An 18,852-nucleotide genomic window follows, 5' to 3' on the forward strand; every position below is an offset into this window, starting at 1 on the left:
TGTAGCTTGTAGCTCGTAGCTCGTAGCTCGTAGCTCGTAGCTCGTAGCTCGTAGCTCGTAGCTCGTAGCTCGTAGCTCGTAGCTCAGAAATAAAAAAACCGGCTCTCGCCGGTTTTTTTATTTCACCACCTTCAAGTGACTCACCTTACCTTTGCCCTCATCTTTCTTCTCGGGTTCCGGCGGGGTTGTCGGCGGCTCTGGCGGCTCTACCGGGTCGAAAGCCATGCCTTGGCCATTCTCGCGGGCAAAAATCGCTACCACGGCGTTTACTGGCACCCGAATGGTCATGGGCACCCCGCCAAACCGGGCAGAAAAAGCAATCTCGTCATTACCGGCGGCAAAGTTGGTCACTGCGCGGGGAGCAATGTTCAGAACAATCTGTCCGTCCTGGACAAAGTCCTGCGGCACTTCCACACCGGGATAAATCGCATTGACCGCCAGATGCGTCGTCAATCCGTTATCGCAGATCCACTCATGAATCGCCCGTATCAGATACGGGCGATTGGAGGTCATTTCAGCCATCAGAGCGGGTTGCGCAGTTCACGTTCAGCGTCAGTCAGGCTGGCCTGGAAGGCATCACGGTCGAACAGACGCTCAGCGTAGTCCAGCAACGGCTTGGCCTGCTTGGCCGGCAGCTCGATCCCCAGGACCGGCAACCGCCACAGAATCGGACCCACCACACAATCCACCAGGGTGAACTCTTCGCTCATGAAGTACGGCAACTCACTGAAGATGGGCGCGCAGGCCAGGATGGCCTCACGCAGCTCTTTGCGACGCTTGGTCAGGCTCGCTTCCTTCTCTTCACCCGCCAGAATCGCGTCCACATGACCACACCAGTCACGTTCGATACGGTGAATCAACAGACGGCTCTGGGCACGGGCCACCGGGTAAACCGGCAGCAGTGGCGGATGCGGAAAACGCTCATCCAGGTACTCCATGATCACCGCAGACTGAAACAGGGTCAGCTCACGGTCGACCAGAGTGGGTACTTCGTTGTATGGATTCAGTGACGCCAGATCTTCCGGCTTGTTGTTACTGTCCACATCAACAATGTCTACCGTGACCCCTTTCTCCGCCAGCACAATACGCACACGGTGGCTGTAATGATCTTCCGGGGAAGAGAAAAAAGTCATTGAGGAACGCTTGGTCACCACACCCATTGTCGAGTCATCTCCACTTGTGATCTATAACAGAAACAGGGTAACCGCTTGCGCGGGTACCCTGTTCATCGCTGGAAAGGAACGTTACTGACGAATCAGTGTACGTCTTTCCAGTATTCTTTCTTGAGCAGGTAAGCCGGGATCAGAAGGATGCCCAGGAACACCAGCACATAGACACCCAGGCGCTCGCGCTCCGGACGCACCGGCTCAGCGGTATAGGTCAGGAAGTTGGTGATATCACCCATGGCTTCCTTGAACTCCGCTTCGCCCAGCTCAGCTTCCACGCCCGCCATCACATGGGGCATACCCACATTCGGGAACACATGGTTGTTGTAACCGAACGGACGAGACTCATCTTCATAGAAGTTGATCAGGTAAGAATACACCCAATCGGAGTCACGCAGGCGAGTCACCATGGTCAGATCCGGCGGAGCCACCCCAAACCATTTCTTGGCAGGACCTTCCGGCATGGCATTCTGCATCTGATCACCGAACTTCTCGGTGGCAAAGTTCAGATTCGCCATGACCAGCTCTTCGGAAATCTCCAGATCCTCGGCCATGCGGCTGTAGCGCATGTACTGCAGGCTGTGACAGCCCATGCAGTAGTTAACGAACAGCTTGGCACCGTTCTGCAGGCTAACCTTGTCCTGCAGGTTGACAGGGGCCTTGACCACGTACTCGTTGTGACCACCGCCAGCCGCAAACGCGACCAACGGCAGGCAGCTGAAAAGAATAACCGCTAGTTTCTTCATCAGTGTCCCCCCGTTACCCGTTCCGGAACCGGCTTGGATTTTTCGAATTTATGCACGAACGGCATGATCAGCAGGAAATAGCTGAAGTAATAAATCGTGCCGAACTGCGCCATCATGGTTTTGCCCGGCGTGGCCGGCTGGGTACCGAAGTAGCCCAACATCAGGAAGTCCAGAACAAAGATCGCCATGAACACCTTACTCCAGATACCACGGTAACGGATGGATTTCACAGGGTGACGATCCAGCCACGGAATCACGAACAGGATCACGATGGCACCACCCATGGCAACCAGACCCCAGGCCTTGGAAGACATGATGAAGTCAATGGTTGTAGCACGCAGCATGGCGTAGTACGGGCCGTAGTACCAGACCGGCGCAATATGGTCAGGGGTCTTCAGCGGATTGGCCGGCTCGAAGTTCGGCTTCTCCAGCAGGTAACCGCCACCATCCGGGAAGAAGAAGATCACCACGGCAAAGATCATCAGGAAGACGATCACGCCCGGCAGATCCTTCACAGTGTAGTAAGGGTGGAACGGGATGCCGTCAACCGGAATACCGTTTTCATCCTTGTTCTTCTTGATTTCCACACCGTCCGGATTGTTGGAGCCCACTTCGTGCAGCGCCAGAATATGCAGCACAACCAGGGCCAGCAGCACGATCGGGATTGCGACAACGTGCAGCGCAAAGAACTTGTTCACGGTAGCGGTGGAAAGCAGGTAATCACCACGCACCCAAGTTGTCAGGCCTTCGCCGATTTCCTTGGCATCCGCAGGGCTGATACCCGGCAGCAGTTCAAACGGGATCGCACCCGCCAGAGAGATGATTACCTGGGCGCCCCAGTAGGACATGTTGCCCCAGGGCAGCACGTAACCCAGGAAACCTTCCGCCATCAACGCCAGGTAGATCAGCATACCGAAAATCCACACCAGCTCACGCGGCGGCTTGTAGGAGCCATACATGAGACCACGGAACATGTGGAGGTACACCACCGCAAAGAACGCAGACGCGCCCACAGCGTGCATGTAACGGATCAGCCAGCCCCATTCCACATCACGCATGATGTATTCAACGGAAGCGAAGCCTTCATTCGGGGAGAAGAACATGGTCAGCCAGATGCCGGTGAGCAGCTGGTTTACCAGTACTACAATGGAGAGCACCCCGAAGTAGTACCAGAAATTGAAGTTCTTCGGCGCATAGTACTCGGACATGTGACGCTTGTAGGCGTCAACCACGGGCAGACGAGCATCCACCCAATCGACAACGCGATTCACCATTCCCATCATGCCTTGGTCTCCCCTTCTTCAGAACCGACGATGACGACGGATTCGCTCAGATAAGAGTGAGGCGGAACCACCAGGTTGGTCGGCGCCGGCACGCTCTTGTAAACACGGCCAGCCAGGTCGAATTTGGAACCGTGACAGGGGCAGAAGAAGCCACCGAATTCCAGTTCCACAGTAGGCTGCTGCTCGAACAAGGGAGAGCAACCCAGGTGGGTACAGGTACCCACCAGCACCAGATACTCTTTCTTGATGGAACGCCATTCGTTCCGGGCATATTCCGGCTGCTGATCCGCTTCGGAATGCGGGTCACGAAGGTTCTCATCCAGCTTGGGCAGAGTGCCCAGCATGTCTTCGGTACGACGCACAACCCAGATAGGCTGACCTCGCCATTCCTCGACTACACGCTGGCCAGCTTCCAGTTTGCCAATATCAATCTTGACCGGTGCACCGGCATTCTTGGCCTTGGCACTGGGTTGCCAGGATTTTACGAATGGAACAGCCACACCGACCGCACCTGCAGCACCAATTGCCGAGGTCAGGCCGATTAAAAACGTGCGGCGGCTGCTGTTTACGCCGTCGTTGCTCATTGAGTTATTCTCCCCTCAGATCCCACGCTCGGGGTTTGTCCGGGACACGAGGCTCATCCTCGTGCTACGGGCGGAGTAAGGCGGCGCAAATGGTAAAGAAAAAGCCCACACCTGACAACCGGTTATTCCGCGCCCACAAACCCTAAACACCTGATTTAGACACAAAAAAGCCCAGCATTGCTGGGCTTTTTTGTGAACCTGTTGACCGGAAGTATCAACGCTTGGAGAACTGCGGACGACGACGCGCCTTACGCAGACCAACCTTCTTACGTTCCACTTCACGAGCATCACGAGTCACATAGCCGGCACGACGCAGCTGGCCACGCAGCTCACCGTCATACTCCATCAGCGCACGGGTAATACCGTGACGGATGGCGCCAGCCTGACCGTTGTTGCCGCCACCGCTAACGGTAACCAGCACATCAAACTTGTCAGTGGCTTCAACCAGCTCCAGCGGCTGACGAACAACCATCTGGTTGGTCTTGCGACCGAAGTATACGTCCAGCGGGCGACCATTAACGGTGATCTTGCCGCTGCCGGCACGCAGGAAAACGCGCGCGGAAGAGGTCTTGCGGCGACCGGTGCCGTAGTTGGTTTCTACAGTTGCCATCGTCTAAAACCCCTTAAATGTCGAGCTGCTGAGGCTGCTGAGCAGTATGAGGATGCTCGGCGCCAGCGTAGACTTTCAGTTTGCGGTACATGTCGCGACCCAGCGGGTTACGCGGCAACATGCCCTTTACAGCCTTCTCAATGATCATCTCAGGCTTCTCGGCCTGCAGAGTCGCGAAGTTGGCTTCTTTCAGGCCACCCGGGTAACCGGTGTGACGGTAGTACATCTTGTCGTTTGCCTTGTTACCGGTAACGGTAACTTTCTCGGCATTGATTACAACAATGTAATCACCGGTGTCGACGTGTGGAGTGTACTCCGGCTTGTGCTTACCGCGCAGACGGCTTGCGACTTCGGTCGCCAACCGACCCAGCGTTTTGCCGGAGGCGTCTACCACATACCAGTCGCGCTTTACGCTTTCCGGTTTTGCGCTGTAGGTCTTCATGGAATTCTGCCCTAAAATCAATATGTTACGGGTAGCAAACACCCGCCGGCGTCTGTTCCGCCGGGCAAGAGAGCGCGAATTCTACCCAAGCCCCCCAAAGAACACAAGCAGTAAAGGGGGATTTGTTGTATTGACGCTCTCGACTATAACCAGGACCTGATTCGCCCTTGTGGGCAGGCAGGTGCCGTGATCAGATTGGGCGCCATCATCGCGCATAATGACCCTCACTGTAAAACAGGAGCGAAACATGGAATACCGCCGTCTGGGTCGTACCGACCTGAACGTGAGCAGCCTCTGCCTGGGCACCATGACCTGGGGCAGCCAGAACACTGCCGAAGAAGGCCATGCCCAAATGGATATGGCGCTGGATCAGGGCATCAACTTTTTTGATACCGCAGAAATGTACGCGGTGCCTGCCAGTCCGGAAACCTCTTTTCGCACCGAAACCATCATCGGTGACTGGTTTGCCAAAACCGGCAATCGGGACAAGATCATTCTGGCCACCAAGGCCGCCGGACCCGGCGAATACGTCAACCACATCCGCGGCGGCCCGCGATTCAGCGCCGCCAGCCTGCAGGGTGCTGTAGAGGGCAGCCTCAAGCGGCTGCAGACCGATGTGATCGACCTCTACCAGTTGCACTGGCCGGAGCGCACCACCAATTTCTTTGGCCGCCTGGGCTACAAGCACCGGGACGGCGAAGACGGAATAGCCATCAGCGAGACCGTGGCCGGTCTGAAGAAACTGGTGGATGCCGGCAAAATCCGCCACTGGGGGCTGTCCAATGAGACCCCCTGGGGCCTGATGACCTTTATTCACGAAGCCGAGAAAATCGGTTTGCCCCGCCCTGTCAGCGTGCAGAACCCCTATTCCCTGCTTAATCGCAGTTATGAGGTGGGCCTGTCAGAAATCAGCCACCGGGAAGATGTGGGTCTGCTGGCCTATTCCCCGCTGGCCTTCGGCATGCTCACCGGCAAGTACCGCCACGACACCTGGCCAGAGAAAGCACGGCTGACCCTGTTCAAGCAGTTTGCCCGCTATACCAATCCTCAGGCCATCGCGGCCACTGAGGCGTATTATCAGCTGGCACAGGAGCGCGGCATCAGCCTCACCCAGCTGGCCCTGCAATTCGTCACCTCACGCCCCTTCGTGACCAGTAACATTATTGGCGCCACCAGCCTTGAACAGCTGGAGGAAAACCTGAAGAGCGTAAATCTGGGCTGGGACAGGGACCTGGAGAAGGCCCTGGACGCCATCCATACCCGCTTCCCGTATCCGGCGCCTTGAGACGCCTGACGCAAGAAGGCCCGCCCGGTAATCCGGGCGGGCCTTTTTTGCGTCGGCAAAACCCTCGCCAGAACCTGCTGTGGGAGCTTGCCTGCAAGCGATCCGAGCCTAAGCGAGGCAATGATTCCAAAAGCCCTTCTCGAAACTCAAAACCCACACAGCTCTCCATGCATCCGGTTTTGCCTTTCGAAACTCATTCCTCGCCAAGGCTCGGATCGCTTGCAGGCAAGTTATTCGCTTCGCTCACCCTTCGGGCCGCACTCCGTGCGTTACTTCGCTGCGCTGCGTTCCTACAGCGGCTTCGACCAAGGTGCCAGAGCGGCTCAGCCCACACAGCAGCTCTATATCAAGCGCTTGACGGCAAGGCTCCCACCATGCCAATGTTAACACCGTTAACTTAAACAACGGATCAACATGGCACGCACTGCATACCATCACGGCGATCTGCAGCAGCAGGCTCACGCGCAAGCAATGGCCATTTTGCGCGAGCATGGCGACAGCGCCATCAGCCTGCGTGCGCTGGCCAAGCAGATCGGAGTCAGTGCCCCGGCGCTATATCGCCATTTCACCGACCGGGAAAGCCTGCTGGCCGAGCTGGCCATCAACGGCTTTGAAGGGCTTCGCCAGCGCCTGCAGGAGGTCGACCAGCGCGATCCCCGCCAGGCATTGATCGGCATCGGCCTCGCCTACGTGAGCTTCGCCCAGGATGAGCCTAACCTCTATCGGTTAATGTTTGGTGGCCGGGTGTTACCCCTTGGGGTGCATCCACGTCTGGACGAGGCGGGCAAGAGCGCTTTCCAGATACTGGAAGACACCATTGCTGCTGGCCGCCTGTGCGGCTATCTCAAATCGTTGCCACTGAATCTGATGACCGCCACTGCCTGGTCCCTGGTTCATGGCCTGTCACAACTGACCATCGATGGCCATCTGCCTTCCGCCGATGCCGAACCGCATCTTGCCGAGGGCGTGACCAGCCTGCTGCTGGACGGTGCCGTCGCCCACACGCATTCACAGAACAACGAGGACACCCCATGAGCAGCCCCCAACCCAGCACCATCCGTGTCGGCCGCCGCTACCGCGCCAATCGACTGAACGGCCCCTATGACACCATCGTGATTGGTTCCGGCATCGGCGGCCTCACTGCTGCCGCCTGCCTCAGCAAGCTGGGCAAGAAAGTCCTGGTCCTGGAACAGCACTACACTGCCGGCGGCTTTACCCACAGCTACGACCGTAACGGCTATGAATGGGATGTGGGCGTGCATTACATCGGCGACATGGGCGCCAAACACACCATGGCTCGCCGGTTGTTCGACTATGTGACCGACAGCCAGCTGCAGTGGGCCGCCATGGACGATCATTACGACCGGCTGTTTATCGGCGATCGCAAGATTGATCTGGTGGCCGGCCCCAAGGCCTTCGCCGACAACCTGAAAAACGCATTCCCCGGCGAAGAGCAGGCCATCGACACCTATCTGGACTATCTTGGCCAGGTCGCCAAGGCCATGCCCGGAGTCACCCTGGCAAAGGTGCTGCCCAGGCTGCTGGCCGGTCCCTTCCGCCACCTGGCCCGCCGCAAGGCACCGGCTTTTCTCAATCAAACCACCCAGACCGTGCTGGAAAGCCTTACCGACAATCAGGAACTGATCGCAGCCCTGACCGGCCAGTGGGGGGACAACGGCCTGGTACCCAGCGAGTCCAGCTTTATCATCCACGCCCTGATCGCCCGTCACTACCTCTACGGCGGCTATTACCCCATCGGCGGTGCCTCGGAAATGGCCAAGACCATTATTCCGGTGATCCAGCAGGGCGGCGGCGAGGTCTTTACCTACGCCGACGTGAAAGAAATCCTGCTCGACAACGGCAAGGCCACCGGCGTGCGCATGGCCGATGGCCAGGAGATCCATGCACCGGCCATCATCAGCAATGCCGGCGTCTTCAACACCTTTGGCCAGCTGTTACCGGAAGGCGCGCCGCACAAGGATTTCTACCAGATGAAACTGGGCCAGGTGCAACGCTCCATGGCCAGCGTTTGTCTTTATATCGGCATTGAGGACAGCGCAGAAAACCTGCAACTGCCCAAGACCAACTTCTGGATCTACCCCGGCAGTAACCATAGCCAACAGGTGGAGGCGTTTCTGAAAGATCCGGAAAAACAGGAGATACCTCTCACGTATATCTCCTTCCCCTCCGCCAAGGACCCCAGCTTTGCCGAGCGCTATCCCGGCCGCGCCACCATCGAGATCGTCGCCCCCGGCCCGTTCGAGTGGTATGAAGACTGGGCCGACAAGCCCTGGGGCAAGCGCGGAGACGACTACGAGGCCAAGAAGGAAGCCTATGCCCAGCGGCTGCTGGAAAAGCTCTATGAAAAGATGCCACACCTGCGCGGCAAGGTGGATTACTACGAACTGTCCACCCCCCTCTCCACGGACTATTTCTGCCGCTACAGCACGGGGGAGATCTACGGCCTTGACCACACCCCGGAGCGCTTCGAACAGGATTGGCTGAAGCCCAAAACCCGCATTCCAGGCCTCTATCTCACCGGCCAGGACATCATGACCTGTGGTGTTGTGGGCGCAATGATTGGTGGCCTGCTGACCACCATCGCCGTGGGCGGAGTGAAAAGCCTGCCACTGGCCAAGAAGATGTTTGTGGGCTGATGCACGTTCCCTTCTGGCTCACCGTGGCAGCCCTGAGCCCGGCCATTGTCCCGCTGGCGGCTTACACCCGTCGCACCACCCTGCGCCTGCCTGAGGCAAGCGGAGACAGCAGCGGGGAATGGGGCAGTGGCCTTCAAGGCTTCCGGCTACTGGTGATTGGAGAATCCACTGCGGCGGGGGTCGGCGTCACGGATCACCAGCAAGGTCTGGCCAGCCAGCTGGCCAAACAGCTTGCCAGGAGAACCGGCAAGGCGACCTGGCAGACCCTTGGCACCAATGGCATCCGCATGGCGGGGCTGATTGAAAAGCTGGGCACCTCAACGCTGCCCGACTGCGATGCGGTCTTCGTCAGCATGGGTGTCAACGACACCACCGGGCTGACCCCTCGCAGGCAATACTACCGGCAACTTGAACAGCTGATCGCCCTGCTAAGAAACCAGCGTCCCGAAGCCACTATCTACCTGCTGGCCGTACCGCCCATGCATCGTTTCAGCGCTTTGCCCGCGCCACTGCGGCAGATCCTCGGTTGGCGCGCGCGCCTGCTGGATGACCAACAACACAGGCTGGCAGCAACCACTCCCGGCGTTTGTCATCTTGGCTACCCACCACTGGATGATCCGTCCCTGTTGGCAGAAGACGGCTACCACCCCAGCGCCACGGGGTATCAGGCCATGGCAGTGGCCCTGAACGCGCAACTGTTCAGTTAAACAGCATACCTATGCTGAAACGCCACAAACCCTGATCTACCGTTCCCACACCACGATCCACATCCAGCCACTGCTGGCTGTAACCAGCCCGCAGGAACGCATTGTCATTCATGTCCAGTCGCACGCCAGCACCCGCTTCATAGCTGAACACCGTGTCAGAAAGCGTAGGCGTATCCAAACCACAGTAATAGCCCCACCAAGGGTCGTACCAGCACACCGGTACGGAGGGGCCGGTCGCCACGTTGGTATCCAGGTAGGTGGCACCCACTGCGCCGTGCACGTAGGGGGTCAAGGCCTTGTCAAGGAAATGCCAGGTGCCATTAAGGTTCATGGTGGTCATTTCCAGCTCACCCCGGCCATCAAAACTGCCGTTGGAATCGGATGTGGTATCAGAGCGGAAATCCGTCTCCAGCCATTCCAGCGCGAAACCCAGGGAGAGATGTTCATCCCGGTTATAAGCCATATCAAAACCAAACCCTACATCATCCGTGATGTCGGCACTGGACCCACGCTCGCCGGTCACCGTATGGCCTTGCAGCCCCAGCACACGAAAACTGCCTTCCCAGCGTTCAGCGCGATAGCTATTGGGAATTTCCGCCAGAGCAGACAGTGGCAGCGAAGACAACAAAACGGCAGACAACACGGTTTTTTTCATTTTATTCCTCATAAAAAAAGCGAGCCCCACAGGCTCGCTTTCTTATAGCACGTCAATCGATAAAAATCAGAAGCGGTAGCTCATCTGGGCACCGATCACGTCAGCTTCCAGCTCGAAATCCCCCGTCAGCTGACCCCGTTCAACCAGATTGGTTTCTGCATCATCCACAAAGATATGCGTATAAACCAGGTCGATATCCATGTTTTCTGCCGGCTTGAACCCCGCGCCAATGGAAACCCCGGTCTTGTCAGAATCCGGAGAGGTAGGCGAACGGTTCTCGCTGCTTTGGGTGGAATCTTCCTGGTAGACACCAAAACGCAGCACGGTGTCGCTGGCCAAGGTGTGACGCACACCCGCAGAGTAGCGGGTGGTGTTACCCCAACCGAACTCCTGAACTACCGGGCTGGGAATAGGCGCGCCCTCGTGCTCAATGACCAGTTTGTCGAGATCACTCCACTCCATCCATTCAACGCCGAACAGCAACTGGGTGCTATCGGACAGATCACCGACGTAAGAGAATTGCGCAGAGGCGGGCAGGTCAATCGAGGTTTTTCCGCTGTATTTCCCAGCCAGGGCAGTTGCCGTGGGCAACGGCAGCCCCTGTGCAACCAGAGGCAGCGGGGAGAACGTGATATCCCCATCGATGTCGTATTCCACTGCGGAGCGATAGGCCAGACCAAAGTGGTTGTTGTCATCGGCGTCAAAGGTCAGGCCGATGTTCCAACCATAGGAATCATCATCCCCCTCCAGTCGGGTAAAACTGCTTTCGATATCTGCTTCGAGTCGTTGATAGCTCAGGCCCACGCCCACATTGAGACTGTCCGTGATCTGGATGCCCAGTGCAGGATTGATGTTATAGGTCTTGAGATCGGACATGGTGGCGTAACGATCACCGGTGGTCGGCGACAACGGAGCCAATGGGTCAGCCGCCACATTCCCCCAATTGTCTTCGTACTCGATCTTGGTCCCAAACGGAGCGCTGATGCCCAGGCCAAATGTCATGCTGTCGCTGAGCGGAAGAGCAAGGAAGGCGCTGCCAACCACCGGGTCAAGATCCTCAAAATCACCAGGACCGGAAGCCCCCTGGGTTTTGAACGAGGTATCCACCATCAGATACTGCACCGCAGCAGTAAGATCCGTTTTCTTCATGCCCGCCAGGGTGGCCGGGTTATACCACTGGTTGGAAGCATTTTCGCTAAGCGCCGCAGCGCCCGCAAAGGCGGTCCCTTGGGCAGACACGGACTGCTCACTGACAGCAAAACCGGTTGCCAGCACCTGTCCGGATGCCAGACACACAGCCGCACCAAGCAGTTTTTTTGCATGAGTTCTTTTCATTGTGACTCTCCCTGATCTCCAGAAACGACTCAAACACGCAGAGCCAAACGGCTCATTTGTATAAAAAACCGTCAACAAACGGTCATTTCCCAGACTATGCCTATCGTTTTCATCAAAAAAGCAATTTTTTGTAAAAGCGCGACAGCGTTATCAACGGGTGTCAGGAGGTCAAAGGAAGAGAAACGGGGAAACCGGAAACCACGGCACAATACAAAAAAAAAGGGCCGCCCGAGGGCAGCCCTTTTTATTAGCGCAGAACCCGGGATCAGTCGGCCAGTACTGCCTTGGCAATAATGGTCTTCATGATCTCGTTGGTGCCGCCGTAGATACGCTGTACTCGGGAGTCAGCGAACATGCGGGCGATCGGATATTCCCACATGTAACCGTAACCACCGTGCAGCTGCAGACACTCGTCAATCACTTCGCACTGCAGGTCAGTGATGTAGTACTTACCAGCGGCCGCTGTAGGGATATCCAGCTCTTCTTTCAGATGCAGTTCCAGACAGCGATCAACATAGCAACGTGCCACTTCCAGCTTGGTGTGCATTTCTGCGATCTTGAACTGGGTGTTCTGGAAATCGGCAATGGACTTGCCGAAGGCCTTGCGCTCTTTCACGTACTGGATGGTCTGCTCGAGAGCGGACTCGGCCATGGCCAGACCACCAATGGAGATACCCAAACGCTCCTGGGGCAGTTCCTTCATCAGATAGATAAAGCCCATGCCTTCTTCACCCAGCAGATTCTCTGCCGGCACTTTCACGTCCTGGAAGAACAGCTCGGAGGTATCCTGGGCCTTCATGCCCACCTTCTTCAGGTTGGTGCCTTTCTCGAAGCCTTCGGAATCAGTTTCGACAACAAACAGGCTGATGCCCTTGGCACCCTTGCTCGGGTCGGTCTTGGCCACCACAATCACGATGTCGGCGTTCTGGCCGTTGGTGATGAAGGTTTTGGAACCGTTCAGCACATAGTGGTCGCCCTGCTTCACGGCAGTGGTCTTGACGCCCTGCAGGTCAGAACCGGCACCCGGTTCGGTCATGGCGATGGCACCGATGCACTCACCGGTGACCATCTTGGGCAGGTACTTTTCCTTGAGAAATTCGCTGCCGTTGTTCTGGATGTAAGGCGCCACGATTTCGGTATGCAGACCCCAGCCAATGCCGGTCAGGCCCAGACGGGAAATCTCTTCGTTAATCACTACGCTGTACAGGAAATCGGCCTCAATGCCGCCGTACTGTTCTTTCACCATGGGGCACAGGAAGCCCTGCTCGCCAGCCTTCAGCCAGACTTCGCGGGGCACAACGCCCTGCTTTTCCCACTCTTCATTATGGGGAACCGCTTCGGCTTCCAGGAACTTGCGAACGGTATCGCGGAAGGTTTCGTGGTCGGAACTGAACAGCGTACGGGGAATCATGAATCTCTCCGGTCTCGTGTTATGGGAGCCGCCCCAAAACCGGAAATGGCCGGGGCACAGAATGCCCCATGATGTTCACTTACACGGCCATCGGGCAATGACCGAAATGTTCACCGCCTGGAGGGGCTGAGAAATCCGGCCAATATTCGTGAACGGCACGCCAACGATTAGCGGGCGAAAAACGCCACCGCGCTTCCCGCCAGGGCGAATCAGGCGCGGTGCTCCCGCCCCAGGTATTCCGATGACTGCATTTCCTGCAGGCGGGAGCGGGTGCGCTCGAATTCAAAATCCAGCCTCCCTCCTGCGTAGATATCTTCAATGGGGGCTTCGGCGCTAACCACCAGTTTCACGGCCCGGTCGTAGAATTCATCGACCATGTTGATGAAGCGCCTTGCCATGTCATCCTTGCTGGCACTCATCTGTTCCACATTACTGACCAGCACGGTATGAAACTCCCGGGCAATCTCGATGTAGTCGGTCTGGCTGCGGGGTCCATCGCAGAGCGCCTTGAAATCGAACCAGACAACATCATCTGCGCATTGAATAGCGGGAATCTTGCGCCCTTCGATCAGCACATTACAGGACTCGCGATGGCGGGAATGATCCGGTTCCAGGGTTTGGAAGCGCTCGCGCATAAAGGCATCGGCCACCTCTCCCAGCGGGCAATGATACAACTCAGCCTGCTCCAGCAAACGCAGTCGGTAATCGGTGCCACCATCCACATTGAGCACCTGGGTATGCTGCTTGAGCAGATCAATGGCGGGCAGGAAGCGAGCCCGTTGCAGGCCGTCCCTGTACAAGCCATCCGGTTCGATATTGGAGGTAGCTACCAGAGTCACCCCGTTGGCGAATAATTCCCCCATCAAACCGGCGAGAATCATGGCATCGGTGATGTCGGTGACAAAGAATTCATCAAAACACAGCACCCGGGCCTGAGAGGCAAACTTGCGAGCGATACTGATGAGGGGATTCTTTTCCCCCTGGCGCTCGCGCATCTCCCGGTGCACCTTCTGCATGAAGCGATGGAAGTGCATACGACGCTTCTGATCAAAAGGCAGCGCCTCAAAGAACACATCCATCAGGTAGGTCTTGCCGCGCCCTACACCGCCCCACATGTACAGCCCCATCTGCGGCTGCGGCTTGCGAAAACGTCCGAACAAGCCTCCCTTTGCGGGTTCTTCCAGCAAACGGTGATAGAGGCTATCCAGCGCTTCCACTGCCCTTAACTGGGCCGCGTCCTGGAAAAAATCGTCCCGCTGAAGGTCTGCCTTGTATTGCTCAAGAGGAGTCATAGGTATCTGAACGGCTGAGGTAAGCGCGCCAATGTAGCGCCGGGAAAAGGGGAAGGCAATCGTGGCATCAGCCCGGCAAATGGCTGGCTGCGGCTTCCTTGAGTTCCACCAGTCGACCATGAAAGAAATGGCCACACTCGGGAAAACGGATCAAATCCGGCTGCAATGGCGTCGCGGCGGCCCACTGGAACACCTGGTCGGCGGGCACCACTTCATCATCTTCTCCCTGCACCACTGTCACCGGGCAACCTGTGCTCTCGATATCGGCGAAAGGATAATGATGCACAGGCGGGGCCACCAACAAAAGGTTGTTAACCGGTTCGCCGTTGGCATTCAGGATTTCCGCGCCGCGGGCCGCCACAAAACTGCCAAAGGAGAAGCCCGCGAGCCAAAGCGGCAATTGCGGCCATTGCTGACGCAACCAGCTGTGCACCGCCAGCAGGTCTTCGGCTTCGCCGATACCGTCGCTGTAGGCGCCCTGGCTTTCTCCCACACCGCGGAAGTTGAAGCGCACCACGACTCCGCCTTTGTCGCGGACCAGTCGGGTCAGGGTGGTGACCACCTTGTTATCCATGGTGCCACCAAACAGAGGATGCGGGTGACAGACGATGGCGATGAACCCGGGGGCATCGCTCCCCTGCTCGATCACGGCTTCCAATCGGCCCGCAGGCCCTGCCAGCTGCTCACGTTGGGCTGCCATCGACTACCTCCGTCGAAAAATTGTTACGTGTTATACCCTTGGCGGCCACTCTGCTCTGTGCTGCAATAGCCTCAAGTTTGTCGCCACGCTCTGGCGACATTGTACAGGAGTATGCCATGGATATGCTGACAACCGGGGTGCTGAGCTTTGCTGCCGGCGTAATCGTTGGAGCGGGCCTGCTATTCTGGCTGTTACCGGCGCGGCGTCAGGCCGGCCAGTTGATCAGGGATCGGGACGAAGCCCGTCAGGCGCTGAATCATTATCGCGAGCAGGTGGACGACCACTTCCTGCACACCGCAGAACTGGTCAATGACATGACCCAGGCCTATCGCACTGTTCACGAGCATCTGTCCCGTGGCGCCCAGGCTCTCTGCTCCGAAGGCGGCCGCAAACGTGCGGTGGCAAAATCACTGGATTCAGCATCGAACCGGGAAAACTCCAACCCGGTTTCTCCCCCCCTCGATTATGCCCCCAGCGCCAAGGGCGGCACCCTGGCGGAAGATTTCGGTCTGCGCAACAACAAGGTTGAGGGCCCGTTCGAGCCCGTGGATGTGGAGCCCCCTCCCGCCCCGGAATCCATCGTGGAGCCTCCCCGGGACTATGCCGAAGGCTGTGACGATCAGGGCTGTCCGCCGGGAGAGGACAAGAAACAGAACCTCTGAGGACGCCGGACCTCAAAGATCAAAACCAGAAACGGAAATGCTGCCAAGCCATTTCCGTTTTTTTCCACCTCACAATCACAGCAAGACCTGTGACCAATCGCCAGAATCCATGCCCGCAATGAACCCCAGGCCTGCGAGCTTTCCTTTGCGCCCCATGGTCTCACGGGCACAGCTTCAGGCCGGCCCCCTCTCATCATGGAAGGAAGGTTTCCGGCACACGGACCGGCACCGCCAGTTCATCCACCAGAATCTCTGCGGGCAGCATCCCGGCGGGGTCGCCATCCGCCTGGATCGGCTCCTCGGCGGCCTCGCATTTGATCGTTACTTTCTGGGCACGCAGGCTGGCTACGCCATCCACCTTCTCCATGCGCCCAAACAGCAACGCAGTGAGGCAGCGCAGCAGGAAACGCACTCCGGGCTTCTGAAACAGCAATACCTGCACCTGGGGGCGAAGAATATTGGCCTCGCGACTGAGCACAAAACTGCCGCCGTAGTGCTTGCCGTTGGTGATGATCGCGGAGAAACAATCCAGCGGCCGGCCATCCACGGTCAATCGATAATGGCGCTCGCCATAGCGACGGATCTGTCCCAGCATGGCCAGCACATAGGCCAACTTGCCGAAACGTTCCTTGATCGAAAGGTCAACACCATTGACCACCCAGGCGTCGTAACCGATACCGCACATCATGATAAAGCGCCGCCCGTTCAGACGCGCCGGCGTGACCGGGACACTCTTGCCCTGAACCACCACGCGCGCAGCGGCTTCCGGCTTTTTCGGCAGACCCAGTTCTTTCGCCAGCACATTGGCCGTGCCGGTGGCGAACACTCCCATGGCCACGTCCGGGGCCAGACCGTTCAACACTTCATTGGTGGTGCCGTCGCCACCCACCGCCACCACGCAATCCCCCTGATCGTCCAGGGACTGCAAATAGCGGGTCGCGTCGTTGGGACCGGTGGTGTAATACAACCGTACCCGCGCCTCAAGGCGCTCCAGTTCCGCCACAAAACGGCAAAGCAACGCCTCCCGGCCGCCCCCTGCCGCCGGGTTATAGATAACTGTGATATTCATGACCGCAAGGAAATCCTCGTACTGCGTCAGGTCTTGGCCTGTGTGCGCATCTATCACGCGCTGCAGGTCTAGGCCGGGTTATCGATGTCGATAAAGATGTGTTCAATACCGTAGTGTTCGCTGAGCCACTGACCCAGCGCCATGGCGCCGTACCGCTCGGTGGCGTGATGACCACAGGCGAAGTAGTGAATACCGGTTTCCCTGGCAAAATGGGTGGTTGGCTCGGAGATCTCCCCACTCAGATAGGCATCAACGCCCTTGAGCTGCGCCTTTTCAATGAATCCCTGGGCGCCACCCGTACACCAGGCGATGGTTTCAATCTCATCACCGGGATCCCCAACGTGCAAAGGGGTTCTCCCCAGCACAGCCTCGGCCTGGGAACAGAACTCTTCCGCAGTCATGGGGCTGTCCAGACGGCCCACATTACCGATCGGATTGGGTGAATCATCCAGCCCTCCCTCGGTGACAAACCCCAGACGGCGTGCCAGCTGGGCGTTATTGCCCAGAGTCGGGTGAGCATCCAGCGGCAGGTGATAGGCAAACAGATTGATATCGTGGCGCAGCAGTGTCTGCAAGCGCTGCTTCTTCATGCCCCGGATCTGGGGGTTTTCCCCTTTCCAGAAGTAGCCGTGATGTACCAGGATGGCATCCGCTTCTTCCACAATTGCGGCATCAATCAGGGCCTGACAGGCGGTAACACCACTGACCACCCGGCGAATTTGCTCTCGACCTTCCACCTGGAGGCCGTTGGGGCAGTAATCCTGGAAACGGTCCGTGGCCAGTTCCTGATCGATCAGAGACAGCATGTAATCGCGCTTTAGCATGACACCTACCGGGCAATATTCTGGAAAGTGGGGGCCGGGTCACCGCCGAGGCGGTAGAATTTCACTGCCACAGGCCCTACTATGCGCGCAGTTTACCTACCCGGGCCTGCACTTGTCTCGCCAACCGGCTGCCCACACCGCTCAGCCCGGGCCGGACAATCGGTTACCGCATACCTAATGGGGGCATTTTCGGTGGTCAGAGTGATACGTTTTTTTGCCGGCCCAATTCTTGCCGGTCTGGCCGTGGGGCTGGCCGTACTGTGGTGGTACGAGTGGGGCCCCAGTGCCAAACCTGCCCGCCACGATACCGGCGTGGCCAGCTATGCCGGTGCCGTGAACCATGCCGCCCCCGCCGTGGTGAATATCTATACCACCCAGATCGTAACGCCTGATGACGACGCCGAGGCGCCCCTGTTCAATCGTTTCATGGAGCAGCCTCGCCGCGAGCGGGCTTTGAGCAGCCTGGGCTCCGGGGTGATCGTGGACGACGCCGGCTACATTCTCACCAGTTACCATGTGATCCGCGATGCAGACGAAATCCTGGTGGCCCTGCGCGACGGCCGTGACAGCCCGGCCCGGGTAGTCGGCACCGATCCGGAAACCGACCTGGCGCTACTCCACATTGCCCTGGAAGACCTGCCTGAAGTGGAACTCAACGGCAATGGTCCGGTGCAGGTAGGGGATGTGGTGCTAGCCATCGGCAATCCTCTCGGCGTGGGCCAGACTGTATCCATGGGCATCGTCAGCGCCACCGGTCGCAGCCACCTGGGTATCGCCACTTTTGAAAACTTTATCCAGACCGATGCGGCCATCAACCGGGGGAACTCCGGCGGCGCACTGATCGACACTAATGGCCATCTGATCGGCATCAATACCGCCATCCTCTCTGCGGACGGCAGCTGGCAGGGCATTGGCTTCGCCACCCCTGCGTCCATCGCCAGCGAAGTGATGACCGACCTGATCGAACACGGCCGGGTTATCCGCGGGTACCTGGGCGTAACGGTGCAGGACATGACTCCCTCCCTGGCAGACACCTTTGGCATCGATGATGTGCGCGGCGGCGTGGTCACTGCCGTGGTGGTGGATAGCCCCGCCCACAAGGGTGGTCTGCAGCCCGGCGATGTGCTGGTGGGCGTCAACGATGACGCCATGAAGGACGGCTATGAAGCCATGAACCGCATTGCCGGCATGAAGCCGGATCAGCAAGTCACCCTCAACATCATCCGCAACCGCCAGCCCATGAACGTGGACGTGATAATCGGCACCCGTCCACCGGCGGAGACGGAATAAGAGAGGCGGCACGCAACACGCTTTACGCGGATCGCCTTGAAAAAAAGCCCGCCCCGGAATTCCCGGGCGGGCTTTTTTCACCCTAACGCAAGCAATACCTGGCCGTAGGAGCCTGCCTGCAGGCGATCCGAGCC

General features: G+C 58.1%; 20 protein-coding genes. 6 read left to right on the forward strand and 14 right to left on the reverse strand.

Translation table 11 applies throughout. From position 1 onward, the window contains the following. Positions 1–117 precede the first annotated feature (117 nt). From GQF00_RS06210 to rplM, 7 genes are all read right to left on the reverse strand, one after another. The gene (locus tag GQF00_RS06210; protein ID WP_202560401.1) at positions 118–522 is read right to left on the reverse strand and encodes a ClpXP protease specificity-enhancing factor; all 405 of its coding nucleotides are present in this window, start codon (positions 520–522) and stop codon (positions 118–120) included. Beyond that, positions 522–1,160 carry a stringent starvation protein SspA gene (gene sspA, locus GQF00_RS06215; RefSeq protein WP_161318290.1) on the reverse strand — a complete coding sequence of 213 codons (639 nt, stop codon included), beginning with the start codon at positions 1,158–1,160 and terminating at the stop codon, positions 522–524. The genes GQF00_RS06210 and sspA overlap by 1 nt, the downstream gene beginning before the upstream one ends. A gap of 95 nt (positions 1,161–1,255) precedes the next feature. Beyond that, positions 1,256–1,912 carry a cytochrome c1 gene (locus GQF00_RS06220; RefSeq protein ID WP_161318291.1) on the reverse strand — a complete coding sequence of 219 codons (657 nt, stop codon included), beginning with the start codon at positions 1,910–1,912 and terminating at the stop codon, positions 1,256–1,258. Further along, positions 1,912–3,186, reverse strand: a complete 1,275-nt coding sequence (locus GQF00_RS06225) for a cytochrome bc complex cytochrome b subunit (RefSeq protein WP_237440425.1) — start codon at positions 3,184–3,186, stop codon at positions 1,912–1,914. The genes GQF00_RS06220 and GQF00_RS06225 overlap by 1 nt, the downstream gene beginning before the upstream one ends. Before the next feature lie 5 nt (positions 3,187–3,191). Next, positions 3,192–3,779 (reverse strand): ubiquinol-cytochrome c reductase iron-sulfur subunit, encoded by a 588-nt coding sequence (gene petA / locus GQF00_RS06230; RefSeq protein WP_161318293.1) that lies wholly within the window; start codon positions 3,777–3,779, stop codon positions 3,192–3,194. A 214-nt stretch (positions 3,780–3,993) separates the two neighbouring features. Next, positions 3,994–4,389 carry a 30S ribosomal protein S9 gene (gene rpsI / locus GQF00_RS06235; protein WP_035231610.1) on the reverse strand — a complete coding sequence of 132 codons (396 nt, stop codon included), beginning with the start codon at positions 4,387–4,389 and terminating at the stop codon, positions 3,994–3,996. Positions 4,390–4,402: 13 nt separating this feature from the next. Then, positions 4,403–4,831 carry a 50S ribosomal protein L13 gene (gene rplM, locus GQF00_RS06240; protein ID WP_161318294.1) on the reverse strand — a complete coding sequence of 143 codons (429 nt, stop codon included), beginning with the start codon at positions 4,829–4,831 and terminating at the stop codon, positions 4,403–4,405. A gap of 247 nt (positions 4,832–5,078) precedes the next feature. Between rplM and GQF00_RS06245 the strand changes: the two genes are divergently transcribed. From GQF00_RS06245 to GQF00_RS06260, 4 genes are all read left to right on the forward strand, one after another. Next, complete coding sequence (locus tag GQF00_RS06245) at positions 5,079–6,116, forward strand: aldo/keto reductase (protein WP_161318295.1); 1,038 nt, start codon at positions 5,079–5,081, stop codon at positions 6,114–6,116. 414 nt (positions 6,117–6,530) lie between these two features. After that, a complete protein-coding gene (locus GQF00_RS06250; protein ID WP_161318296.1) occupies positions 6,531–7,151 on the forward strand; it encodes a TetR/AcrR family transcriptional regulator in 621 nt (206 codons plus the stop codon). Further along, positions 7,148–8,773, forward strand: coding sequence for an NAD(P)/FAD-dependent oxidoreductase (locus tag GQF00_RS06255; protein ID WP_161318297.1), 1,626 nt, complete (start codon positions 7,148–7,150; stop codon positions 8,771–8,773). The genes GQF00_RS06250 and GQF00_RS06255 overlap by 4 nt, the downstream gene beginning before the upstream one ends. Next, positions 8,773–9,480 carry an SGNH/GDSL hydrolase family protein gene (locus GQF00_RS06260; RefSeq protein WP_161318298.1) on the forward strand — a complete coding sequence of 236 codons (708 nt, stop codon included), beginning with the start codon at positions 8,773–8,775 and terminating at the stop codon, positions 9,478–9,480. Before GQF00_RS06255 ends, GQF00_RS06260 begins: the two co-directional genes overlap by 1 nt. Here the strand turns inward: GQF00_RS06260 and GQF00_RS06265 are convergent. The 5 genes from GQF00_RS06265 to GQF00_RS06285 all read right to left on the reverse strand — a co-directional run bounded on the left by GQF00_RS06265 (position 9,473) and on the right by GQF00_RS06285 (position 14,873). Then, on the reverse strand, positions 9,473–10,135 hold the full coding sequence (locus GQF00_RS06265; protein WP_161318299.1) for an outer membrane protein: 663 nt from the start codon (positions 10,133–10,135) through the stop codon (positions 9,473–9,475). The two genes, GQF00_RS06260 and GQF00_RS06265, sit on opposite strands and share 8 nt — an antisense overlap. A gap of 66 nt (positions 10,136–10,201) precedes the next feature. After that, entirely contained in the window at positions 10,202–11,470 is a 1,269-nt protein-coding gene (locus GQF00_RS06270; RefSeq protein WP_161318300.1) for an OmpP1/FadL family transporter, read from the reverse strand. Positions 11,471–11,735: 265 nt separating this feature from the next. Then, positions 11,736–12,881, reverse strand: a complete 1,146-nt coding sequence (locus tag GQF00_RS06275) for an acyl-CoA dehydrogenase family protein (protein ID WP_161318301.1) — start codon at positions 12,879–12,881, stop codon at positions 11,736–11,738. Positions 12,882–13,090: 209 nt separating this feature from the next. After that, positions 13,091–14,173 (reverse strand): cell division protein ZapE, encoded by a 1,083-nt coding sequence (zapE, locus tag GQF00_RS06280; RefSeq protein WP_161318302.1) that lies wholly within the window; start codon positions 14,171–14,173, stop codon positions 13,091–13,093. A gap of 67 nt (positions 14,174–14,240) precedes the next feature. Beyond that, positions 14,241–14,873: an alpha/beta hydrolase gene (locus GQF00_RS06285; protein ID WP_161318303.1), complete on the reverse strand. Its 633-nt coding sequence runs from the start codon at positions 14,871–14,873 to the stop codon at positions 14,241–14,243. A gap of 116 nt (positions 14,874–14,989) precedes the next feature. On the opposite strand from GQF00_RS06285, the gene GQF00_RS06290 reads away from it, so the two are divergent. Beyond that, complete coding sequence (locus GQF00_RS06290; RefSeq protein ID WP_161318304.1) at positions 14,990–15,535, forward strand: YhcB family protein; 546 nt, start codon at positions 14,990–14,992, stop codon at positions 15,533–15,535. A gap of 193 nt (positions 15,536–15,728) precedes the next feature. Here GQF00_RS06290 and GQF00_RS06295 read toward each other — a convergent pair whose 3' ends face one another. Both GQF00_RS06295 and GQF00_RS06300 read right to left on the reverse strand, forming a co-directional pair. Then, entirely contained in the window at positions 15,729–16,604 is an 876-nt protein-coding gene (locus GQF00_RS06295; protein ID WP_161318305.1) for a diacylglycerol kinase family protein, read from the reverse strand. A gap of 68 nt (positions 16,605–16,672) precedes the next feature. Further along, positions 16,673–17,428: a Nif3-like dinuclear metal center hexameric protein gene (locus tag GQF00_RS06300; RefSeq protein ID WP_161318306.1), complete on the reverse strand. Its 756-nt coding sequence runs from the start codon at positions 17,426–17,428 to the stop codon at positions 16,673–16,675. 177 nt (positions 17,429–17,605) lie between these two features. Here GQF00_RS06300 and GQF00_RS06305 point away from each other — a divergent pair, with 177 nt between their 5' ends. Next, a complete protein-coding gene (locus tag GQF00_RS06305) occupies positions 17,606–18,718 on the forward strand; it encodes a trypsin-like peptidase domain-containing protein (protein ID WP_202560402.1) in 1,113 nt (370 codons plus the stop codon). Positions 18,719–18,852: the final 134 nt, after the last annotated feature.

The organism is Alcanivorax sp. DP30 (genome assembly GCF_009882945.1).
In the GTDB taxonomy this organism is placed as follows: Bacteria; Pseudomonadota; Gammaproteobacteria; order Pseudomonadales; family Alcanivoracaceae; genus Alcanivorax.

Excerpts from the sequence above, each read along its gene's own strand:
- GQF00_RS06210 (WP_202560401.1), bottom strand. The coding sequence starts at position 522 with ATGGCTGAAATGACCTCCAATCGCCCGTATCTGATACGGGCGATTCAT.
- sspA (WP_161318290.1), bottom strand. The coding sequence starts at position 1,160 with ATGGGTGTGGTGACCAAGCGTTCCTCAATGACTTTTTTCTCTTCCCCG.
- GQF00_RS06220 (WP_161318291.1), bottom strand. The coding sequence starts at position 1,912 with ATGAAGAAACTAGCGGTTATTCTTTTCAGCTGCCTGCCGTTGGTCGCG.
- GQF00_RS06225 (WP_237440425.1), bottom strand. The coding sequence starts at position 3,186 with ATGGTGAATCGCGTTGTCGATTGGGTGGATGCTCGTCTGCCCGTGGTT.
- petA (WP_161318293.1), bottom strand. The coding sequence starts at position 3,779 with ATGAGCAACGACGGCGTAAACAGCAGCCGCCGCACGTTTTTAATCGGC.
- rpsI (WP_035231610.1), bottom strand. The coding sequence starts at position 4,389 with ATGGCAACTGTAGAAACCAACTACGGCACCGGTCGCCGCAAGACCTCT.
- rplM (WP_161318294.1), bottom strand. The coding sequence starts at position 4,831 with ATGAAGACCTACAGCGCAAAACCGGAAAGCGTAAAGCGCGACTGGTAT.
- GQF00_RS06245 (WP_161318295.1), top strand. The coding sequence starts at position 5,079 with ATGGAATACCGCCGTCTGGGTCGTACCGACCTGAACGTGAGCAGCCTC.
- GQF00_RS06250 (WP_161318296.1), top strand. The coding sequence starts at position 6,531 with ATGGCACGCACTGCATACCATCACGGCGATCTGCAGCAGCAGGCTCAC.
- GQF00_RS06255 (WP_161318297.1), top strand. The coding sequence starts at position 7,148 with ATGAGCAGCCCCCAACCCAGCACCATCCGTGTCGGCCGCCGCTACCGC.
- GQF00_RS06260 (WP_161318298.1), top strand. The coding sequence starts at position 8,773 with ATGCACGTTCCCTTCTGGCTCACCGTGGCAGCCCTGAGCCCGGCCATT.
- GQF00_RS06265 (WP_161318299.1), bottom strand. The coding sequence starts at position 10,135 with ATGAAAAAAACCGTGTTGTCTGCCGTTTTGTTGTCTTCGCTGCCACTG.
- GQF00_RS06270 (WP_161318300.1), bottom strand. The coding sequence starts at position 11,470 with ATGAAAAGAACTCATGCAAAAAAACTGCTTGGTGCGGCTGTGTGTCTG.
- GQF00_RS06275 (WP_161318301.1), bottom strand. The coding sequence starts at position 12,881 with ATGATTCCCCGTACGCTGTTCAGTTCCGACCACGAAACCTTCCGCGAT.
- zapE (WP_161318302.1), bottom strand. The coding sequence starts at position 14,173 with ATGACTCCTCTTGAGCAATACAAGGCAGACCTTCAGCGGGACGATTTT.
- GQF00_RS06285 (WP_161318303.1), bottom strand. The coding sequence starts at position 14,873 with ATGGCAGCCCAACGTGAGCAGCTGGCAGGGCCTGCGGGCCGATTGGAA.
- GQF00_RS06290 (WP_161318304.1), top strand. The coding sequence starts at position 14,990 with ATGGATATGCTGACAACCGGGGTGCTGAGCTTTGCTGCCGGCGTAATC.
- GQF00_RS06295 (WP_161318305.1), bottom strand. The coding sequence starts at position 16,604 with ATGAATATCACAGTTATCTATAACCCGGCGGCAGGGGGCGGCCGGGAG.
- GQF00_RS06300 (WP_161318306.1), bottom strand. The coding sequence starts at position 17,428 with ATGCTAAAGCGCGATTACATGCTGTCTCTGATCGATCAGGAACTGGCC.
- GQF00_RS06305 (WP_202560402.1), top strand. The coding sequence starts at position 17,606 with ATGGGGGCATTTTCGGTGGTCAGAGTGATACGTTTTTTTGCCGGCCCA.